This is a genomic window from Salinarimonas sp. (assembly GCF_040111675.1).
Taxonomy (GTDB): Bacteria; Pseudomonadota; Alphaproteobacteria; order Rhizobiales; family Beijerinckiaceae; genus Salinarimonas.
The window spans coordinates 5,056,618-5,074,030 of sequence record NZ_CP157794.1; the positions used below are offsets into that span (position 1 = coordinate 5,056,618).

At 70.1% G+C, this 17,413-nt stretch carries 18 protein-coding genes; 1 reads left to right on the forward strand and 17 read right to left on the reverse strand.

Features of this window, described 5'->3' with window-relative positions:
* The first annotated feature begins 38 nt into the window (after positions 1–38).
* Complete coding sequence (locus ABL310_RS23450; RefSeq protein ID WP_349369407.1) at positions 39–980, forward strand: LysR family transcriptional regulator; 942 nt, start codon at positions 39–41, stop codon at positions 978–980.
* 4 nt (positions 981–984) lie between these two features.
* Here ABL310_RS23450 and ABL310_RS23455 read toward each other — a convergent pair whose 3' ends face one another.
* The 17 genes from ABL310_RS23455 to ABL310_RS23535 form a co-directional block, all read right to left on the reverse strand.
* On the reverse strand, positions 985–2,289 hold the full coding sequence (locus tag ABL310_RS23455; protein WP_349369408.1) for an HlyC/CorC family transporter: 1,305 nt from the start codon (positions 2,287–2,289) through the stop codon (positions 985–987).
* Between the two features lie 37 nt (positions 2,290–2,326).
* The gene (gene aroB, locus ABL310_RS23460; protein ID WP_349369409.1) at positions 2,327–3,478 is read right to left on the reverse strand and encodes a 3-dehydroquinate synthase; all 1,152 of its coding nucleotides are present in this window, start codon (positions 3,476–3,478) and stop codon (positions 2,327–2,329) included.
* Positions 3,475–4,110 (reverse strand): shikimate kinase, encoded by a 636-nt coding sequence (locus tag ABL310_RS23465; protein WP_349369410.1) that lies wholly within the window; start codon positions 4,108–4,110, stop codon positions 3,475–3,477. Before ABL310_RS23465 ends, aroB begins: the two co-directional genes overlap by 4 nt.
* Positions 4,111–4,211: 101 nt before the next feature.
* Positions 4,212–4,460: a CopG family antitoxin gene (locus ABL310_RS23470; protein ID WP_349369411.1), complete on the reverse strand. Its 249-nt coding sequence runs from the start codon at positions 4,458–4,460 to the stop codon at positions 4,212–4,214.
* Between the two features lie 5 nt (positions 4,461–4,465).
* Positions 4,466–5,611 carry an acyl-CoA dehydrogenase family protein gene (locus ABL310_RS23475; RefSeq protein WP_349369412.1) on the reverse strand — a complete coding sequence of 382 codons (1,146 nt, stop codon included), beginning with the start codon at positions 5,609–5,611 and terminating at the stop codon, positions 4,466–4,468.
* Positions 5,608–6,045, reverse strand: a complete 438-nt coding sequence (locus ABL310_RS23480; protein WP_349369413.1) for a type II toxin-antitoxin system VapC family toxin — start codon at positions 6,043–6,045, stop codon at positions 5,608–5,610. Before ABL310_RS23480 ends, ABL310_RS23475 begins: the two co-directional genes overlap by 4 nt.
* Positions 6,042–6,266, reverse strand: a complete 225-nt coding sequence (locus tag ABL310_RS23485; RefSeq protein WP_349369414.1) for a hypothetical protein — start codon at positions 6,264–6,266, stop codon at positions 6,042–6,044. Before ABL310_RS23485 ends, ABL310_RS23480 begins: the two co-directional genes overlap by 4 nt.
* 102 nt (positions 6,267–6,368) lie before the next feature.
* Positions 6,369–6,983 carry an HD family hydrolase gene (locus ABL310_RS23490; RefSeq protein ID WP_349369415.1) on the reverse strand — a complete coding sequence of 205 codons (615 nt, stop codon included), beginning with the start codon at positions 6,981–6,983 and terminating at the stop codon, positions 6,369–6,371.
* A gap of 4 nt (positions 6,984–6,987) precedes the next feature.
* Positions 6,988–7,602: a DNA-3-methyladenine glycosylase I gene (locus ABL310_RS23495; protein WP_349369416.1), complete on the reverse strand. Its 615-nt coding sequence runs from the start codon at positions 7,600–7,602 to the stop codon at positions 6,988–6,990.
* Complete coding sequence (locus ABL310_RS23500) at positions 7,602–8,417, reverse strand: MipA/OmpV family protein (RefSeq protein WP_349369417.1); 816 nt, start codon at positions 8,415–8,417, stop codon at positions 7,602–7,604. The genes ABL310_RS23495 and ABL310_RS23500 overlap by 1 nt, the downstream gene beginning before the upstream one ends.
* A 146-nt stretch (positions 8,418–8,563) precedes the next feature.
* Entirely contained in the window at positions 8,564–9,430 is an 867-nt protein-coding gene (locus ABL310_RS23505) for a folate-binding protein (RefSeq protein WP_349369418.1), read from the reverse strand.
* Between the two features lie 107 nt (positions 9,431–9,537).
* A complete protein-coding gene (locus tag ABL310_RS23510; RefSeq protein WP_349369419.1) occupies positions 9,538–10,392 on the reverse strand; it encodes an ABC transporter ATP-binding protein in 855 nt (284 codons plus the stop codon).
* Between the two features lie 304 nt (positions 10,393–10,696).
* Entirely contained in the window at positions 10,697–12,025 is a 1,329-nt protein-coding gene (locus ABL310_RS23515; RefSeq protein ID WP_349369420.1) for an ABC transporter substrate-binding protein, read from the reverse strand.
* Positions 12,026–12,121: 96 nt separating this feature from the next.
* Positions 12,122–13,207 (reverse strand): branched-chain amino acid ABC transporter permease, encoded by a 1,086-nt coding sequence (locus ABL310_RS23520; RefSeq protein ID WP_349369421.1) that lies wholly within the window; start codon positions 13,205–13,207, stop codon positions 12,122–12,124.
* Positions 13,208–13,277: 70 nt separating this feature from the next.
* On the reverse strand, positions 13,278–14,234 hold the full coding sequence (locus tag ABL310_RS23525; RefSeq protein ID WP_349369422.1) for a branched-chain amino acid ABC transporter permease: 957 nt from the start codon (positions 14,232–14,234) through the stop codon (positions 13,278–13,280).
* Between the two features lie 16 nt (positions 14,235–14,250).
* A complete protein-coding gene (locus tag ABL310_RS23530) occupies positions 14,251–15,132 on the reverse strand; it encodes an ABC transporter ATP-binding protein (RefSeq protein ID WP_349369423.1) in 882 nt (293 codons plus the stop codon).
* 28 nt (positions 15,133–15,160) lie between these two features.
* On the reverse strand, positions 15,161–17,143 hold the full coding sequence (locus ABL310_RS23535; protein ID WP_349369424.1) for an AMP-binding protein: 1,983 nt from the start codon (positions 17,141–17,143) through the stop codon (positions 15,161–15,163).
* Between the last annotated feature and the right edge of the window lie 270 nt (positions 17,144–17,413).

Below are 17,413 nucleotides of genomic sequence, written 5' to 3' on the forward strand. Positions count from 1 at the left end.
CCTCGTCATGCGTCCAATGCATCGTTGGTATCTACACCATGCGCGAGACGAATTTACGGGGTATCGACCTCAACCTGCTGGTCCTGCTCGACCACCTGATCGCGGAGCGGAACGTCACCCGCGCGGCGGCCGCGGCGCATCTCAGCCAGCCGGCGATGAGCCGGGCGCTGGCGCGGCTGCGGGCGCTCCTCGACGATCCGATCCTGGTGCGGGGCGCCGACGGGTTCGTACCCACGGCGCGAGCCCGGGCGCTGCAGCCCGCCTTGAGGCGCATCCTCGCGGAGGTGCGCGACCTCCTCGCGCCGGACGCTTTCGACCCCGCCGCGTGGCGGGCGCGCGTGACGATCTCGGCGACGGACCACCAGACGATCATTCTCCTCCCGGCAGTCATCGCGCGGCTCGCGCGCGAAGCCCCCGATCTCGACCTCGACGTCACGCCGCTGCGCGCCCGCGAGCTCGACGCCCTGCGCGACGGTCGCACGCAGCTGAGCTTCGGCGTCGTGGAAGCGCCGCTCCCGCCGGGCCTGCGCCGGCGGGTGCTGTATCGGGATCGCTTCGTCACCGTGCTGCGTCGCGATCACCCGGCCGCCGCGCTCGACTGGACCGCGGCGGACTACGCGGGGCTCGACCACGTCCTGGTGACGGTTCTGGGGGAGGGACGCGGCTTTCTCGACGATCAGCTGGCGCAGCTCGGCCTCCAGCGCCGCCTGGCGCTGCGCCTGCCGCACTTCTACGCCGCCATGGAGGTCGTCGCCCGCTCGGATCGGGTGGTCACGCTGCCGCAAACCCTCGCCGCCCGCTTCGCGCCGGGCCTCGATCTCGCGATCCGCGAGCCGCCGGTCGCCGAGACGCGCTTCACTCCGACCCTGATCTGGCCCGAAGCCTACGACGCCGACCCCGCCATGCGCTGGCTGCGGGAGCTGATCGCCGAGGAGGCGAGGCGGGCATCGGCGGTGGGGGCGGTGGAGGCGGTGGGCTGACGCCCTACTCGGCCGCCGCGGCCTGCGTCCGCCGCGGCTTCAAGAGCTCCAGCGGCGTGATCCGCACCAGCGTGATGCGGTTCCGGGTCTTGCGCAGCACCTGGAAGCGGAAGCCGTGGAAGGTGAAGGCCTGGCCCGTCTCGGGGATGAGCTGCGCCTCGTGGATGACGAGACCGGCGATGGTGGTGGCCTCCTCGTCGGGAAGGTTCCACTCCATGACCCGGTTGAGGTCGCGGATGGGCACCGAGCCGTCGACGTTGACCGAACCGTCGACCTGGACGCGCACGCCGGACACGGCGACGTCGTGCTCGTCCTTGATGTCGCCGACGATCTCCTCGATGATGTCCTCCAGCGTGACGAGCCCCTGCACCTCGCCGTACTCGTCGACGACGAGGGCGAAGTGGGTCTTCTTCGTCAGGAAGGCGCGCAGCTGATCGCGCAGCGTCGTGCGGTCCGGCACGAACCACGGCTCGAGCGCGATCTGGTCGATCTTCAGCCTCGCCGCCTCGCCGCCCACCGCGTCGAGCGCGCGCAGCAGGTCCTTGGCGTGGAGGATGCCGACGATGTTCTCGTGGCGCCCGCGCCAGAGCGGCAGGCGGGTGTGCGGCGAGGTCAGGACCTCGCGCACGATCGCGTCCGGCGGCAGGTCGGCGTCGATCATGCGCATGCGGGTGCGGTGGACCATGACGTCCTCGACCGCCAGCTCGCGCAGGTCGAGCAGGCCGCCGAACATGTCGCGCTCGGCCTTGGCGACGCCGCCCTCCTTGTGCAGGAGGTCGACCTGGCCGCGCAGCTCCTCGGTGGCGGAGAGGATGTTGGTGTTCTCGCCGAGCTTCAGGCCGAACAGGCTCACCAGCCCGCGGATGAACGCCTCGATGGCGAGCGTGATCGGTCCGAACAGGGCGACGATCCACGAGATCGGCTTCGCCACGATCAGCGCGACCTTGTCGGGATAGTTGATCGCCACGGTCTTCGGCAGGATCTCCGAGAACACGATCACGAAGACCGAGACCACGATCGTCGCGTAGACGATGCCCACCTCGCCGAAGACCGAGAGCAGCACGCCGGTCGTCAACGAGGCGGCGAGCGTGTTGACGATGTTGTTGCCGATCAGGATGCCGCCGATCAGCCGCTCGCGCGCGGACAGGAGCCGCGTCACCAGCGAGGCCCGCTTGTCGCCGCCCTTCTCCATCGCGTGCATGCGCGCGCGCGAGGACGCGGTGAGCGCCGTCTCGGAGCCGGAGAAGAAGCCCGAGAAGACGAAGCACAACAGCACCGCCAGTATCGACAGCCAGATCGAACCGTCCATGTCGTCCCTCGTGAAATGCCCGCGCGCGCCTGCGGCTCTATCGCCCTCCGCCGGCGCATTCGCGCGCGAGGAAGGTCCGCACCGCCGCGACGTCGACGCCCTTGGCGATGAAGCTGTTCCCCACGCCGCGCGCGAGGATGAAGGTCAGTTGCCCGGCGACGACCTTCTTGTCCTGCGCCATGGCGTCGAGCAGGCGCTCGGGATCGGGGGAGAGCCCCGCGAACGCCTGTAATGTGGTGGGGAGCCCCGTCGCGGCAAGGTGGCGCTCGACGCGCTCCGCGTCGGCGGGCGCGCACAGGCCGAGCATCGCCGAGAAGCGGAAGGCGAGGGCGAGGCCCGCGGCGACCGCCTCGCCGTGCACCAGGATCGACGGGTCGTAGTGCGCGAGGCGCTCCAGCGCATGGGCGAAGGTATGGCCGAGATTGAGGAGCGCGCGATCGCCCTCCTCGCGCTCGTCGCGGGCGACGATGGCGGCCTTGGCGCGGCAGGAATGGGCGACCGCCCGCTCCCGCTCCGGCCCGCCGGCGAGGACGGCGGCGCCGTTCGCCTCGCACCAGGCGAAGAAGGCGGCGTCGTCGATGAGCCCGTACTTGACGATCTCGGCGTAGCCGGCGCGCAGCTCCCGCTCGCAGAGCGTGTCGAGCAGCGCCGTGTCGGCGAGCACGAGGCTCGGCTGGTGGAACGCGCCGACGAGGTTCTTGCCGTGGGCGGAATTGATGCCGGTCTTGCCGCCGACCGAGGAATCCACCTGGGCCAAGAGCGTCGTCGGCATCTGCACGAAGCGCACGCCGCGGCGCACGATCGCGGCCGCGAAGCCGGCGAGATCGCCCACCACCCCGCCGCCGAGCGCGAGCACGAGATCGCCGCGCTCGATGCGCTGGGCGAGGATCGCGTCGCAGACCCGCGCGAGCGTCGCGTAGCTCTTCGAGCCCTCGCCGGAGGGCACGGTGACGAGCTCGGCCCGCAGCCCGGCCGCGGCGACGCCGTTGCGCACCGCCTCCGCATGCAGCTCGGCCACGGTGTCGTCGGTGACGAGCGCCACCGCGCGGGCGCCCAGCGCCGCGGCGCGCGCGCCCGCCTCCGCGGCGACGCCGCGGCCGATGACGATGTCGTAGGCGCGCTCTCCCAGAGCGACGCGGACGGTCTCGCGCGCGGGCGCGGAGCTTGCGGCGTCTGCGATGGCGCTCACGGCGCGTCTCCTGCGGTCGTGTCGAAATGGGCATCGAGCGCCGCGACTACGGCCTCGACCACCTCCTCGTGGGCGCCGTCGTGGCTCTCCACGACGACGTCCGCCATGGCGTAGACCGGATAGCGCTTGTCCATCAAGGCGCGCATGGTGCCCTCGGGATCGGGAGTCTGCAGGAGCGGCCGGTTGGCGCGCTTGCGCACGCGGCGCATGAGGGTGTCGAGATCGGCCTTGAGCCAGACCGAGACGCCGCTTTCCTTCACCGCCGCGCGGGTGGTCTCGTCCATGAACGCGCCGCCGCCGGTGGCCAGCACGATGGCGCCCTCTCGCAGGAGCCGATCGATCACCCGCCGCTCGCCGTCGCGGAAATGCGCCTCGCCGTACATCTCGAAGATGTCGGGGATGGTCATCCCCGCCGCCTCCTCGATCTCGGTGTCGGCGTCGCGAAAGGGCAACCCGAGCCGCGCCGCGAGCCGTCGCCCGACGGTGCTCTTGCCGGCGCCCATCAGGCCGATCAGCACGATCGGCCGCGTCCCGAGCCCCTGGCGCACCCGCCCCTCGCGCGTCGCCTCCCGCAGGGCGGCCCCGCCGCCCCGCGCCGCTCCGTCCCCGTCCTGGTCACGCCGCGCACCCATGGGGATTGGATAGCACCGGGCGCGGCGGCTGTCATGCGGGGGGATGGGAGGGAGACGGGGTCGGTGCGCTCGCGGGTCGCCGATTTGCGGTCAGAGGGTCTTCAGGGCGCCGAAAGCAGGTCGCGCATGAAGAGCTGGTAGGGAATGCCGCGCTTCTCCGCCTCGGCCTTCAGCTCGTCCAGCTGGCGACGCGGCAGGCGGAACTCGATCGACGCTTCCTGGGCGGAAAGCTCGTGGCTGACGGGCTGCATGCGGCTCCGGTCGTATTCGCTCAGGTCCGCCTCCGCCACGAACCGCTCAGCGGCCTCGTCGCTCGGGAGGGACGGCCAGGGCTTCCTTTGCTCGTTCATCGGTCTCACCGCCCCACGATCCCCCGCGCCACGATCATCCGCATGATCTCGTTCGTCCCCTCGAGGATCTGGTGCACCCTCAGGTCCCGGACGATCTTCTCGATGCCGTAATCGGCGAGGTAGCCGTAGCCGCCGTGGATCTGGAGCGCCTCGTTGGCGATCTCGAAGCCCCGGTCGGTGGCGATGCGCTTGGCCATGGCGCAGAGCTTGGTGGCGTCGGGCGCCTTGGCGTCGAGCGCCGCGGCGGCGCGCCAGAGGAAGGTGCGCGCCGCCTCGAGCTCGCTCGCCATGTCGGCGAGCTTGAACTGCAGCGCCTGGAAGTCGGTCAGCGCCTTGCCGAAGGCGCGGCGCTCGCGGGCGTAGGCGAGGGACTTCTCCAGCGCCGCGTCCGCGCCGCCGAGCGAGCAGGCGCCGATGTTGAGCCGCCCGCCGTCGAGGCCGGCCATGGCGATCTTGAAGCCCATGCCCTCCTCCGAGAGCCGGTTCTCGACCGGAACCCGCGCGCCCTCGAGGATCACCTGCCGGGTCGGCTGGGCGTTCCAGCCCATCTTGCGCTCGTTGGCGCCGAAGGAGAGGCCGGGCGTGTCCTTCTCGACGACGAGGGTCGAGATGCCGCTCGCGCCCTCGTCGCCGGTGCGGACCATGGTGACGTAGACGTCCGAGACGCCCGCGCCGGAGATGAACTGCTTCACCCCGTCGACCACGTAATGGTCGCCCTCGCGCCGGGCGCGGGTCTTGAGCGCGGCGGCGTCGGAACCGGCGCCGGGCTCGGTGAGGCAGTAGCTCGCGAGCAGATCCATGGTCACGAGCCCGGGCAGCCAGCGCTCGCGCTGCGCCTGCGAGCCGTAGCGGTCGATCATCCAGGCGGCCATGTTGTGGATGGAGATGTAGGCCGAGATCGTCGGGCAGCCGGTGGCCAGCGCCTCGAAGACGAGCGCCGCGTCGAGCCGCCCGAGCCCCGTCCCGCCGACGTCCTCGGCGATGTACACCCCGCCCATGCCGAGCGCCGCGGCCTCGCGCATGACGTCGACGGGGAAGTGCTTCTCCTCGTCCCAGCGTACGGCGTCCGGCGCGAGCTTCTCGGCGGCGAAGGCGCGGGCCATGTCGCGGATGGCGACGTGGTCCTCGGCGAGGGCGAAGGGCGTGGTCATTGCGGGGTGTCCCGGGCGATGTCGGTGAGGGAGACTAGTTCGGCGGCGTCGAAGCCGGCGGCCTTCGCGAGGAGGCGTTTATCCGCCGTCACCAGCGGGCAGCCTTCGCGCTCGGCGAGCGCGAGGTAAACGCAGTCGTAGACCGGATGGTCGAGAGCGAAGGAGATGGCGAGCGCGCGCGTCATCAAGGAGCCGACCGGATGCAGACGCGCGAAGAATTGCGGCAGGTCCTCCTGCATCGCCGCCGCCGCGGCGTCCGTCACCTGCGCGACCCTGCGCTTGCGCCAGAGCGCGTTCGCGACCTCGACGAGAACGAGATCGGGCGCCATGAGCCGGACGCCGCCGGACAGAAGCGTCTCCGCCATCGGGCTGTCCGGCTCCGGCAGGAGCCATTTCACGGCGACGCTCGCGTCCACCACGACGGCGCCGCTCATTCCAGCCCCTCGCGGATCTCGTCGAGCGTGAGCGGCGCGGTGACGGGCCGCCCGGCGCGATGGCGGCGGGAGATCTCCACCCGCTCCTCGGGCGTGAACGGACGGTTCGCCTCGAGCAGCTCGCGCAGTTCCTGCTCGAGCGAGCGGCCCTTCAGGCGGGCCTTCGTCTTGAAGCTCTCGATCGTGGCGTCGTCGACGTTGCGGATCAGGACCTGGCCCATGGCGGCGCTCCCGGTGTCGGTATGCTTGCGAAAACGATAGCACAGCGGGCGGGCGAACGATATCGGCCGATGGTCGCGGCGCGATCCCACGGCGCGGTCCGCTCACCCCATCAACGCCCGGCACCGCTCCGCGAAGCGCGTCTGCGCCACGTCCGCCGGCCAGGGCGTCAGCCAGACGTCGAGATCCGCCGGTGCGCCGTCCGGGTCGCCGAAGAAGGCGCGGGCCTCGGCGTCGGCGAAGCCGGCGAGGCGGGTCGCCTCGAGATAGGCGGCGGTGCGGTCGGCGCGCTTCGTGAGCTTGACGAGCGTCTGCGGCGGGATCGCGCGCAGGCCGAAGCGAAGGCGGATCGCGGAGAGCAGGCGCGTCTCGACCTCCTTGTAGACGTCGCCGATCACCGCCTTGAAGGGCGAGATCATGTCGCCGATGACGTATTCGGGCGCATCGTGCAAGAGGATGCCGAGCCGCTCGGCGTCGCGCGCGTCCGGCGCCAGAGCCTGCGCGACGACGTCGACCAGCAGCGAGTGCTGGGCGACGGAGTAGATGTGCGCGCCGCGCGTCTGGCCGTTCCAGCGGGCGACGCGGGCGAGGCCGTGGGCGATGTCGTCGAGCTCGACGTCGAGCGGGGACGGGTCGAGCAGGTCGAGCCGCCGGCCCGACAGCATGCGCTGCCACGCGCGCGGGGGCTCGGTCCTGCGGCTGGACGCGCTGCGCGGCATCGGATCAGCGGCTCTCGGCGAGCGCCGCGACCTCGGCGTGGCGGAAGCAGCCGACCAGGTGGTCGTTGGTCATCCCCACCGCCTGCATGAAGGCGTAGACGATGGTCGGGCCGCAGAAGCCGAAGCCCTGCGCCTTGAGCGCCTTCGACATGCGCTCCGCCGCGGGGGTCTGCGTCGGCGCGCCTGCGCGGCTCGTCAGGTTCGTCTGCACGGGCCGGCCGTCGACGAAGTCCCAGAGGAACTCGGAGAACGAGCCGCGTTCCTGGATCGCGAGCCAGGCCCGCGCGCCGCGGATCGTCGCATCGATCTTGGCGCGGTTGCGCACGATGCCCGTATTCGCCATCAGGCCCGCGACCTTCGCGTCGTCGTAGGAGGCGATCAGCTCCGGCCGGAAGCCGTCGAAGGCGGCGCGGAAGCTCTCGCGCTTCCTCAGGATGGTGATCCAGGAGAGCCCGGCCTGGAAGCCGTCGAGGATCAGCTTCTCGAACAGGGCGCGATCGTCGTCTTCCGGCACGCCCCATTCGGTGTCGTGGTAGGCGACGTAGAGCGGGTCCGTTCCCGGCCACCAGCAGCGGGCGCGGCCGTCGGCGTGCAGGATCAGCGAGCCGTCGTCGCTCATCACCGCGGGCCGAAGGGCGCGACGTCGAAGGAATAGGACAGGCCCGCGCCCGCCGAGAACTGGTCGCGGCTTCCGCGGAAGCGCACCAGCGGCGCGTCGGCGACGTCGCCCATCAGGCGGTCGTAGCGGGCGTAGCCGAGCAGGTTCCAGGACTGCGTCAGCGCCACCTGCGCCGAGGCGAGGACGCCGACCGAGCGCAGCCCGCCATCGGGATCGTAGACCGGCAGGCCCGAGCGCGCGGACTGGGCGGGGGTCACGCCGAAATAGGTGTCCATGTACTCGTCGCTGCCGAGCCGCACGCGCGGGCCGACGGAAAGCGTCCAGGCCGGCTCGGGCCGCACCACGTAGTCGACGCCGAGATCCGCCATGATCCCCTCGTGGCCGCCGATGCCGCGGCGCACCTCGCCCGAGAAGCGCAGCACGTCGGAGGCCCAGATCTCGGCGAACACGCCGATCTCGGCGGTCCAGTCGACGTCGCCCAGCCCGCGCAGGTCGTTCGAATCGTCCTGGTCGCGCGGGCCGCGCAGGTCGCCGGCGAGGCCGATGCGCAGGCGATCGTGCTCGAGCAGCCCGAGCCGCAGGCCGTCGTCCGGGGCCTTCCAGGTCGACCGCGTGCCGGCCCGGCGCAGCGAGAAGATCGGCAGGGGCCGGAAGCGCATCTCGTCCGAGCCCTCGAAGACCGGCACGGCGGCCCCGCGCGCACCGACGGTCACGGTCCAGTCGCCGCGCAGGAACTCGAGCGCGGAGGCGGGGGCGGTCGTGATCGTCAGGCCGGCGGCGGCGGCCATGGCGAGGACGAGCGGACGGGCGAACATGGCGGGCTCCGTAAACGCGACGCTGAAGCGAATGCGAGATTTAAGGAGGAGCGGTCAAGGCTTTGTTAACGCCGCGGCGCCGCCGGGCGTCACGATGCGGGCGAAATCCGCCGATCGCGGCAAATGCGCATCAGCACGCGGCCCGCTCAGCCCACCCCCGGCGTCTCGAACGACACCCAGTCCGGCCGCTGGAGCGTCAGCGGGCGCCCGCCGGCGGAGAGGGGCGCACCCGCCTCCATGGCATCGGCGATGCGGTCGACGCGCACCATGACGAGGCCCGCGCCGTCGACGGCGCTGCCGGTCTTGCCGGCGACCTTCTCGCCGGCCATGACATCGACGCCGGTCTCCGGCGCGAGGTCGTCGGCGTAGCGGGCGGGGAGGATGCGGGTGCGGGCCGTGCCCCGGTGCTGCATGCGCGAGACGACCTCCTGCCCGACGTAGCAGCCCTTCCGGAAGTCCACGCCGCCGAGCTGGTCCATCAGCGCCTCGTGCGGGAAGGCCTCGCCGAACAGGAAGTCCTTGCCGCCCTCGGGCACGCCGCAGGCGATACGGTGGGCGTGATAGGCGCGCGGCTCGGCGGTCGCGAACTCGGACGCGTCGCCCGCCGCCACCACCGCCCGCCAGCCGAGCCGCGACAGCCGCGGATCGGGCCCGACGAGCCCCGCCTCGGCCGGGATCGGGGGCGCGTCCCAGCCGGCGAGGATCGCGAGCTCCTCCGAGAGGTCGGCCACCGCCACCTTGGCGCGCAGCTTGTAGAAGGTCAGCCGCTTGGCGAGATCCGCCGCCTGGGGTCGGGCGGTGTCGAGGAAGAAGGCGGGACCGTCGGCGTCGCGGGTCCGGTGGACGATGAAATCGAACAGGATCTTGCCCTGCGGCGTCAGCAGCGCGCCGAATTGCGGCAGGCCGTCGCCGTCGGGCTCGATGTCGCAGGTGACGAGCCCGTCGAGAAAGCTCGCGGCCTGCGGCCCGGAGACCTTGACGAGTGCGCGGTCGGCGAGATGGGCGACGGGCATGGCGGCTCCTGTGGCGGGCGTTCGGTCACGCTTTCGCTGGAGCGGAGATAGGCGCTGGGGCGGGCGGGCTCAAGGTGACCCGTGGCCCCGACCGCATCGACTCTCCCTCACGCCAGCCAGCGCTTCCGGCGCTTGTAGCTCTTCACCTGGCGGAAGCTCTTGCGGTCGGCGCCGGAGACGCCGAGGTAGAACTCCTTCACGTCCTCGTTCTCGCGCAGCATCTTGGCGTCGCCGTCCATGACGACGCGGCCGGTCTCGAGGATGTAGCCGTAGGTGGCGTAGCGCAGCGCCATGTTGGTGTTCTGCTCGGCCAGCAGGAAGGACACGCCCTCCTTGGCGTTGAGGTCCTTCACGATCTCGAAGATCTCCTCGACGATCTGGGGCGCGAGGCCCATGGAGGGCTCGTCGAGCAGGATCATCTTCGGGCGGCTCATCAGGGCGCGGCCGATGGCGCACATCTGCTGCTCGCCGCCGGACGTGTAGCCGGCCATCGACCCGCGGCGCTCCTTGAGGCGCGGGAAGTAGGCGTAGACCTTCTCCATGTCCGCCTTGATGGCGGCGGCGCCGTCGCGGCGGGTGAAGGCGCCGGTGAGGAGGTTCTCCTCGATGGTGAGGTGGCCGAAGCAGTGCCGGCCCTCCAGCACCTGGATGCAGCCGCGGCGCACCAGCTCGTTTGGCGAGAGGCTCTCGATGCGCGCGCCGTCGAACTCGATGGAGCCCTTGGTGACCTCGCCGCGCTCGGCCCGCAGCAGGTTGGAGATCGCCTTGAGCGTCGTGGTCTTGCCCGCGCCGTTCGCGCCGAGGATCGCGACGATGCCGCGCTTGGGCACGGTCAGCGAGACGCCCTTCAGGACGAGGATGACGTGGTCGTAGATGACCTCGATGTTGTTCACCGACAGGATCGGCGCTTCGGCGGCCGGGGCGGGCGTCTCGGTAGCCGACGGGGTGGCGAGTGCGGTCATCGGAGGGGCTTTCGTCGTATGGGCGGGGTTCGGGCCCGTCATCCCCGGCCGGAGCCGCGGAGCGGCGGAGGGGAAGGGGACCCAGCGGAACTCTTCGCCGCGGAGCGGCGGCCATCGGCGGCGACCAGCCGCCTGGTCGGCGGCGGCAGAGCGCCTTCGGCGCAGAGTTTTGCGCTGGGTCCCCTTCCCCTGCGCTCGCTACGCTCGCTCCGGCCGGGGATGACGGTGGGGAGCACTCCGCGTGCGGAGCGCTCCAGGCTCGGTCGCGGCGCCGGGGATCGCTCCCCGGCGCCGGCTGGCGGCATCAATTGTCGCAGACCTCGGTGCGCTGCGGCCAGCCCTCGTTCGCGGCGGCGTATTCCTGCGCCGCGTCGAGGATCAGCGGGCGGACCATGTCGGTCATCGGGTCCATCCACTCCGAGCCCTGCGTCCACTTCTCGCCGTCCCACTCGGCCAGGAAGACCTGGTGGTGGCCCGAATGGTTCTCGCAGGTCACGTTCAGCGGCGCGGCGAAGCCTTCCATGCCCATCTCGGCGAGGCGCTCCTCGGAGATGTTCAGGTTCTCGAGGCCGCGGCGGACGTCCTCGCCGGTGACCACCTTCTTGCCGGTGATCTCCTGCGCGATGCGGATCGCCTCGGCGATGAGCATCGAGTTGTACATGCCGCGATTGTACAGCATGTCGCCGATTCGCTCGCGCGGGAACTGCGACAGGCCCTTGTCGTGGACGTGGGTGATCACGTCGTCGATGAAGGGGAAGTCGGCGCCGGCGCCGTTGAAGGAGAGCGCCTTGTAGCCCGCGGCGTCGGAGCCGCCGGCCCGGGCGTCCTCGTCGCCGCCGGCCCACCACACGCCGATCAGGTTCTCGATCGGGTAGCCGGTGCGGATGGCCTCGCGCACGGCGGTGGGGTTCATCGCGCCCCAGCCCTGCAGGTAGATGTAGTCCGGCCGGTCACGGCGGACCTGCAGCCAGACCGAGCCCTGGTTCTGCATGTCCTGGGCGGCCACCGGGTAGAGCGCCACGTCGAAGCCGTGCTGCTCGGCGAGCGCCTCGAGCACCGGGATCGGCTCGCGGCCGTAGGGCGCGTCGAGGTGGAGCAGGCCCACCGTCTTGCCGGCGAGGTTCTCGAAGCCGCCCTCGCGCTCGGCGATGTGCTTCACGAAGACGGAGGCGCCGTCCCAGTAGGTCGCCGGCGGGTTGAACACCCACGGGAAGGTCTCGCCGTCGGCCGCCGCGGAGAGGCCGTAGGCCATGGAGAGGACCGGGACCCCGTCCACCGCCGCACGCGGGATCAGCTGCAGCGTGATGCCCGTCGAGTAGGGGTTGACGACCACCGGATTCTTGGAGCGCACCGACTCGTAGCACTCCACGCCCTTCGTCGTGTTGTAGCCGGTCTCGCACTCCTCGATGATCAGCTTCACGCCGCCGATGCCGCCGTCGCGCTCGTTGAGCATGGTCAGGTAGTCGTGCATCCCGTCGGCGATCGGGATGCCTGAGCCCGCGAACGGCCCCGTGCGGTAGGTGAGGAGCGGCACGTAGATGCCCTCCTCCTGCGCGCTCGCCGGGACGACGAGCGCGGTCGTCGACACGATCGCGCCGGCGATCGCGGCGATTGTCAGGTTGCGAAACGACATGACGTGTCACTCCTCCCTTTGGTCCTCGTCACGGCCGGAGGTCCGGCCCGTTCCCTCTCTCCCGCTCCGGGCGGTATGGTTGTTGTCGCGCCGCCCTCAATAGGGGAACGGCCAGACCCGGAGCTTCTGCTTTCCGATCTGCCAGAGCCGCGCGAGGCCGTGCGGCTCGACGATCAGGAAGAAGATGATCAGCGCGCCCACGATCATGAAGCGCAGGTGCTCGATGGTGGCGGCGTCGACCGCGATGCCGAAGGGCGCGCCGAGCGCCGGCAGCACGATGCCGAGCCCGATCGGCAGCATGAAGATCAGCGCCGCGCCCATGAACGAGCCGATCAGCGATCCCAGCCCGCCGATGATGATCATGAACAGGATGAAGAACGACTGGTCGATGTTGAAGACGTTGTATTCCGCCCCGCCGTACCAGAGGAACACCATCATCGCGCCCGCCACGCCGACGAAGTAGGACGAGCAGGCGAAGGCCATCAGCTTGGCGTGGAGCGGGCGGATGCCGATCAGCTCGGCGGCGATGTCCATGTCGCGGATCGCCATCCATTGCCGGCCGATGCGCCCGTGCACCAGGTTCGACGCCAGCCAGGTGAGCACGATGACGAGGGTCAGCACCACGAAGTAGCGCGCTTCCAAGGTGGCGGTGGCGCCGGTGATCGGCACGCCGAAGAGCGTGCGCAGCGGCGCCTCGATGGCGCCGGAGATGTTGTAGTTGTAGAGCCAGGGGATGCGGTTGAAGCACCACTGGAGGAAGAACTGCGCCGCGAGCGTCGCCACCGCCAGATAGAAGCCCTTGATCCGCAGGGACGGCAGGCCGAAGAACACGCCCACCGCCGCCGAGAAGAAGCCCGACATCAGGATCCAGACGACGACGTTCACCTCGGGGAAGGCGGTCATCAGCTTGTAGCAGGCGTAGGCGCCGACCCCCATGAAGGCGCCGGTGCCGAGCGACAGCAGGCCGGCGTAGCCGACGAGGATGTTGAGCCCGATCGCCGCCAGCGAGAAGATCAGGAAGGGGATCAGCACCGCCTGGAGCAGGAAGTCCGAGCCGAACACGCCCGCGGCGTAGGCGGCCGCGACGATCACCGCGATGCCGATGCGGTCCTGCCTGAGCGGGAAGACCGCCCGGTCCGCCTGGTAGCTCGTCTTGTACTGGCCTGCTTCGCGATAGATCACGACCGTTTCCTCACCTGACCGACCCCGATACCCGGCTCGCCGCCCGAGCCGCCCCGTTCGCGCCGTGGCGCTACACCCGCTCGATGATCTTCTCGCCGAACAGGCCCTGCGGCCGGAACAGCAGGAAGATCAGCGCGATGACGTAGGCGAACCAGCTCTCGATGCCGCCGCCGATCACCGGGCCCCAGTAGAACTCGCCGAGCTTCTCCCCGATGCCGATGATCAGCCCGCCGACGATGGCGCCGGGGATCGAGGTGAAGCCGCCGAGGATCAGCACCGGAAGCGCCTTGAGCGCGATGATCTGCAGCGCGAAGGACACGTCCGAGCGCGCGCCCCACATGATGCCCGTCACCAGCGCCACGATGCCGGCCGCGAACCAGACGATGACCCAGATCTGGTTCAAGGAGATGCCGACCGACAGCGCCGCCTTGTGGCTGTCCGCCACCGCGCGCAGGGCCCGGCCGATGCGCGTCTTCGAGAAGAACACGCCGAGCGTCGCGATCATGATCGAGGCGATCACGGCCGCGGCGATGTCGAGGTGCTGGATGCGCACGTAGCCGCCGGCGAAGTCGAAGTCGCTGGCGCCGGTGGGCAGCATCAGCTCCTCCGTGATCATCACCTTCGGCTCGCCGCCGAAGACCAGCTCGCCGAAGCCGATGAGGAAGTAGGTCAGCCCGAAGGTCGCCATGAACAGGATGATGTCCGGCTGGTTCACGAGCGGGCGCAGCACCACGCGCTCCACCGTGAAGGCGAGGACGAACATCACCCCGATCGCCAGGATCAGCGCGAGGAAGGCCGGCACGCCCATGGCGTAGAAGCCCACCAGCGTCAGCGCGGCGAACACGACCATGATGCCCTGGGCGAAGTTGAACACGCCGGACGCCTTGAAGATCAGGACGAAGCCGAGCGCGATGAGCGCGTAGAGCACGCCCGAGACGAAGCCCTCCCAGAGCGTCTGCACCAGGAGGTCGGGCATCTCGACCATGAGCGCGAAAGGCTCGACGAAGATCTGTGCGAGGAGGTCCATGGAAACGCGTCGCTCCTCAGTGCGGGACGCCGAGATAGGCGTCGATGACGGCCTGGTTCGCCTTCACCTCGTCGGGCGTGCCGTCGGCGATCTTGCGGCCGTATTCGAGCACGACCACGCGGTCGGACAGGTCCATGACGACGCCCATGTCGTGCTCGATCAGCGCGATCGTGGTGCCGAACTCCTGGTTCACGTCCAGGACGAAGCGCGACATGTCCTCCTTCTCCTCGAGGTTCATGCCGGCCATCGGCTCGTCGAGCAGCAGCAGCTCGGGCTCCATGGCGAGCGCCCGGCCGAGCTCGACGCGCTTCTGCAGGCCGTAGGGCAGCTTGCCCACCGGCGTCTTGCGGATGTGCTGGATCTGCAGGAAGTCGATGATGTCCTCGACCTTCTTGCGGTGCTCGACCTCCTCGCGCATGGCCGGGCCGAAGCGCACGATCTGCCAGAACAGGTTCGCGCGCATCTTCAGCGAGCGGCCGGTCATGATGTTGTCGAGCGTCGACATGCCCTTGAACAGCGCCACGTTCTGGAAGGTGCGGGCGATGCCGCCGGCCGCCGCCTCGTAGGGCCGCATCTTCGGGCGCGTCTTCCCCTTGAAGGTGATGCGCCCCTCGGTCGGGTGGTAGAAGCCGTTGATGCAATTGAGCATCGAGGTCTTGCCGGCGCCGTTGGGGCCGATGATGGCGCGGATCTCGCCCTTCCTGATGTCGAAGGACACGTCGGTGAGCGCCTTCACCCCGCCGAAGCCGAGGGAGACGTTCTCGACGGCGAGGAGCACCTCCTCGGAGCGCGGGCGCGCCACCGGCCCGGCGGCGCTCTCGGCGAGGCCCGCGCCCGGCGTCTCCTCGGCGGCGAAGGAATGCGCGGTCGCCTCGGCGGCGTTGGCGTTCGCGGTCATCGGGCGATCTCCTGCATGTGAGCCCGTATCATTCCGCCGCCTCCTTCATCACGCCGGCGCCCTCGACCGGATACACCGTCATGTCGCGGATCTTCACGCGGGCGGCGATGACGCCCTTGCGGCCGTCCTCGAAGGTGACCTCGGTCCTGATGTCGGCCTCGGCGGAGCCGTCGTAGAGCGCGTCGATGAGGGGCTGGTAGCGCTCTGCGATGAAGCCGCGGCGCACCTTCTGGGTGCGGGTGAGCTCGCCGTCGTCGGCGTCGAGCTCCTTGTGCAGGATCAGGAAGCGCTTGATCTGCGCGCCGCCCATCATCGGCTCGGCGGCCAGCGACCGGTTCACCTCGTCGACGTGGCCGGCGATCATCTCGTAGACCTGCGGGTGCTGCGCCAGCTCCTGGTAGGAGGCGTAGATCACGTTGTTGCGCTCGGCCCAGTTCCCCACCGCGGTCAGGTCGATGTTGACGAAGGCCGCCACGTGGTCGCGCCCGTGGCCGTAGGCGACGGCCTCCTTGATGTTGGGGTAGAACTTGAGCTTGTTCTCGACGTATTTCGGCGGGAACAGCGAGCCGTCGTTCAGCTTGCCGACGTCCTTGGCGCGATCGATGATCTTCAGGTGCCCGTTCTCGGCGAAGAAGCCCGCATCGCCCGAGCGCACGAAGCCGTCCGGCGTCTTGGTCTCGGCGGTCTTCTCCGGGTCCTTGTAATAGGCCTGGAAGACGCCGGGCGAGCGGAACAGCACCTCGCCGTTCTCGTCGATCTTGATCTCGACGCCGGGCACCGGGCGGCCCACGGTGTCGGCGTGGATCTCGCCGTCGGGCTGCATGGTGACGTAGACCGAGGCCTCGGTCTGGCCGTAGAGCTGCTTCAGGTTCACGCCGATCGAGCGGTAGAAGCGGAAGATCTCCGGCCCGATCGCCTCGCCGGCGGTGTAGCCGACCTTGATGTCGGTGAGGCCGAAGCGGTTGCGCAGGGGCGCGTAGACCAGGAAGTCGCCGAGCCCGTAGATCAGCCGGTCCATGCCGCCGACGTCCGCGCCGTTGAGGATCCTCTCGCCGACCTTGTTCGCGTGATCGATGAAGTACTTGAACATCCGCCGCTTGAGCGCGCTCGCGTCCTCCATGCGCACCATGGTGAGGGTGAGCATGTTCTCGAACACGCGCGGCGGCGCGAAAGCGTAGGTGGTGCCGATCTCGCGCCGGTCCTCGACCACGGTGTCCGGGCTCTCGGGGCAGTTGACGCACAGCCCCGCCAGGATCGCCTGGGCGTAGGAGAAGATGTGGTCGCCCACCCAGGCGAGCGGCAGGTAGGCGATGATCTCGTCGCTCTCGTCGAGCTTGTCGAAGTCGCAGCCCATCTTGGCGGCGGCGAGGACGTTGTCGTGGGTGAGCATCACCCCCTTCGGCCGGCCCGTCGTGCCGGACGTGTAGAGGATGATGGCGAGATCCTCGCCCTTGCCCGCCGCGAGCGCCCCGTCGATCACGGAGGCGATCTCGGCGTCGCGGGCGAGCCGCGCCTCGCCCTCGGCGATGAAGCCGTCGAGCGGATGCAGGCGGGAATGGTCGTAGTCGCGCAGGCCCCGCGGCTCGTCGTAGAGGATGTGGGAGAGCGTCGGCACCTGCTCGGCGACCGAGAGCAGCTTGTCGACCTGCTCCTGGTCCTGAACGACGGCGGTGACGACCTCGGCATGGGCGAGGACGTAGGCCATCTCCTCGGCGACCGAGTCGGCGTAGACGGGCACAGGGACCGCGCCGATCCATTGCGCCGCCGCCATCGCCCAGTAGAGACGCGGCCGGTTGGCGCCGACGATCGCGACCTTGTCGCCCTTGCGCACGCCGAGACCGTGCAGCCCGGCCGCGAAGCCGCGCACGGAATCGTGCACGCGCTTCCAGTCCCAGGACTGCCAGATGCCCAGATCCTTGTGACGGAAGGCGATGCGGTTCGGGCGAACGCGGAGGTTGCGCGCGATCAGCTTCGGAAACGTGTCCTCGCGCGCGGCGTCGGCCGTCGTCAAGGGCCTCTCCCTCTGTGGTCGCCCGATCGGCCGCGCCGGTCTCGAGCGAGTGTTCCCTCACCGGACGCGCGGTTTTACCGCGTTCTATCCGTTACCGGCCAGCCTCGCCGGGCGTTTGGACCCCGTTTCGACGCTGGCCATGGGTATTTGTCACGACACGGCGAAGGCGGGCAAGACCCTACTTTCTGATGAGACGTCGCGCCGCGCCGCCGCTTTTGACGTTGTCAATCGCGACCCGGCCCCGCACAGTGCCGCGGGGCGCGGGACGCG

Coding starts and splice junctions, on each gene's coding strand:
- ABL310_RS23450 (WP_349369407.1), top strand. CDS start 39: ATGCGCGAGACGAATTTACGGGGTATCGACCTCAACCTGCTGGTCCTG.
- ABL310_RS23455 (WP_349369408.1), bottom strand. CDS start 2,289: ATGGACGGTTCGATCTGGCTGTCGATACTGGCGGTGCTGTTGTGCTTC.
- ABL310_RS23465 (WP_349369410.1), bottom strand. CDS start 4,110: ATGGGTGCGCGGCGTGACCAGGACGGGGACGGAGCGGCGCGGGGCGGC.
- ABL310_RS23470 (WP_349369411.1), bottom strand. CDS start 4,460: ATGAACGAGCAAAGGAAGCCCTGGCCGTCCCTCCCGAGCGACGAGGCC.
- ABL310_RS23475 (WP_349369412.1), bottom strand. CDS start 5,611: ATGACCACGCCCTTCGCCCTCGCCGAGGACCACGTCGCCATCCGCGAC.
- ABL310_RS23480 (WP_349369413.1), bottom strand. CDS start 6,045: ATGAGCGGCGCCGTCGTGGTGGACGCGAGCGTCGCCGTGAAATGGCTC.
- ABL310_RS23485 (WP_349369414.1), bottom strand. CDS start 6,266: ATGGGCCAGGTCCTGATCCGCAACGTCGACGACGCCACGATCGAGAGC.
- ABL310_RS23490 (WP_349369415.1), bottom strand. CDS start 6,983: ATGCCGCGCAGCGCGTCCAGCCGCAGGACCGAGCCCCCGCGCGCGTGG.
- ABL310_RS23495 (WP_349369416.1), bottom strand. CDS start 7,602: ATGAGCGACGACGGCTCGCTGATCCTGCACGCCGACGGCCGCGCCCGC.
- ABL310_RS23500 (WP_349369417.1), bottom strand. CDS start 8,417: ATGTTCGCCCGTCCGCTCGTCCTCGCCATGGCCGCCGCCGCCGGCCTG.
- ABL310_RS23505 (WP_349369418.1), bottom strand. CDS start 9,430: ATGCCCGTCGCCCATCTCGCCGACCGCGCACTCGTCAAGGTCTCCGGG.
- ABL310_RS23510 (WP_349369419.1), bottom strand. CDS start 10,392: ATGACCGCACTCGCCACCCCGTCGGCTACCGAGACGCCCGCCCCGGCC.
- ABL310_RS23515 (WP_349369420.1), bottom strand. CDS start 12,025: ATGTCGTTTCGCAACCTGACAATCGCCGCGATCGCCGGCGCGATCGTG.
- ABL310_RS23525 (WP_349369422.1), bottom strand. CDS start 14,234: ATGGACCTCCTCGCACAGATCTTCGTCGAGCCTTTCGCGCTCATGGTC.
- ABL310_RS23530 (WP_349369423.1), bottom strand. CDS start 15,132: ATGACCGCGAACGCCAACGCCGCCGAGGCGACCGCGCATTCCTTCGCC.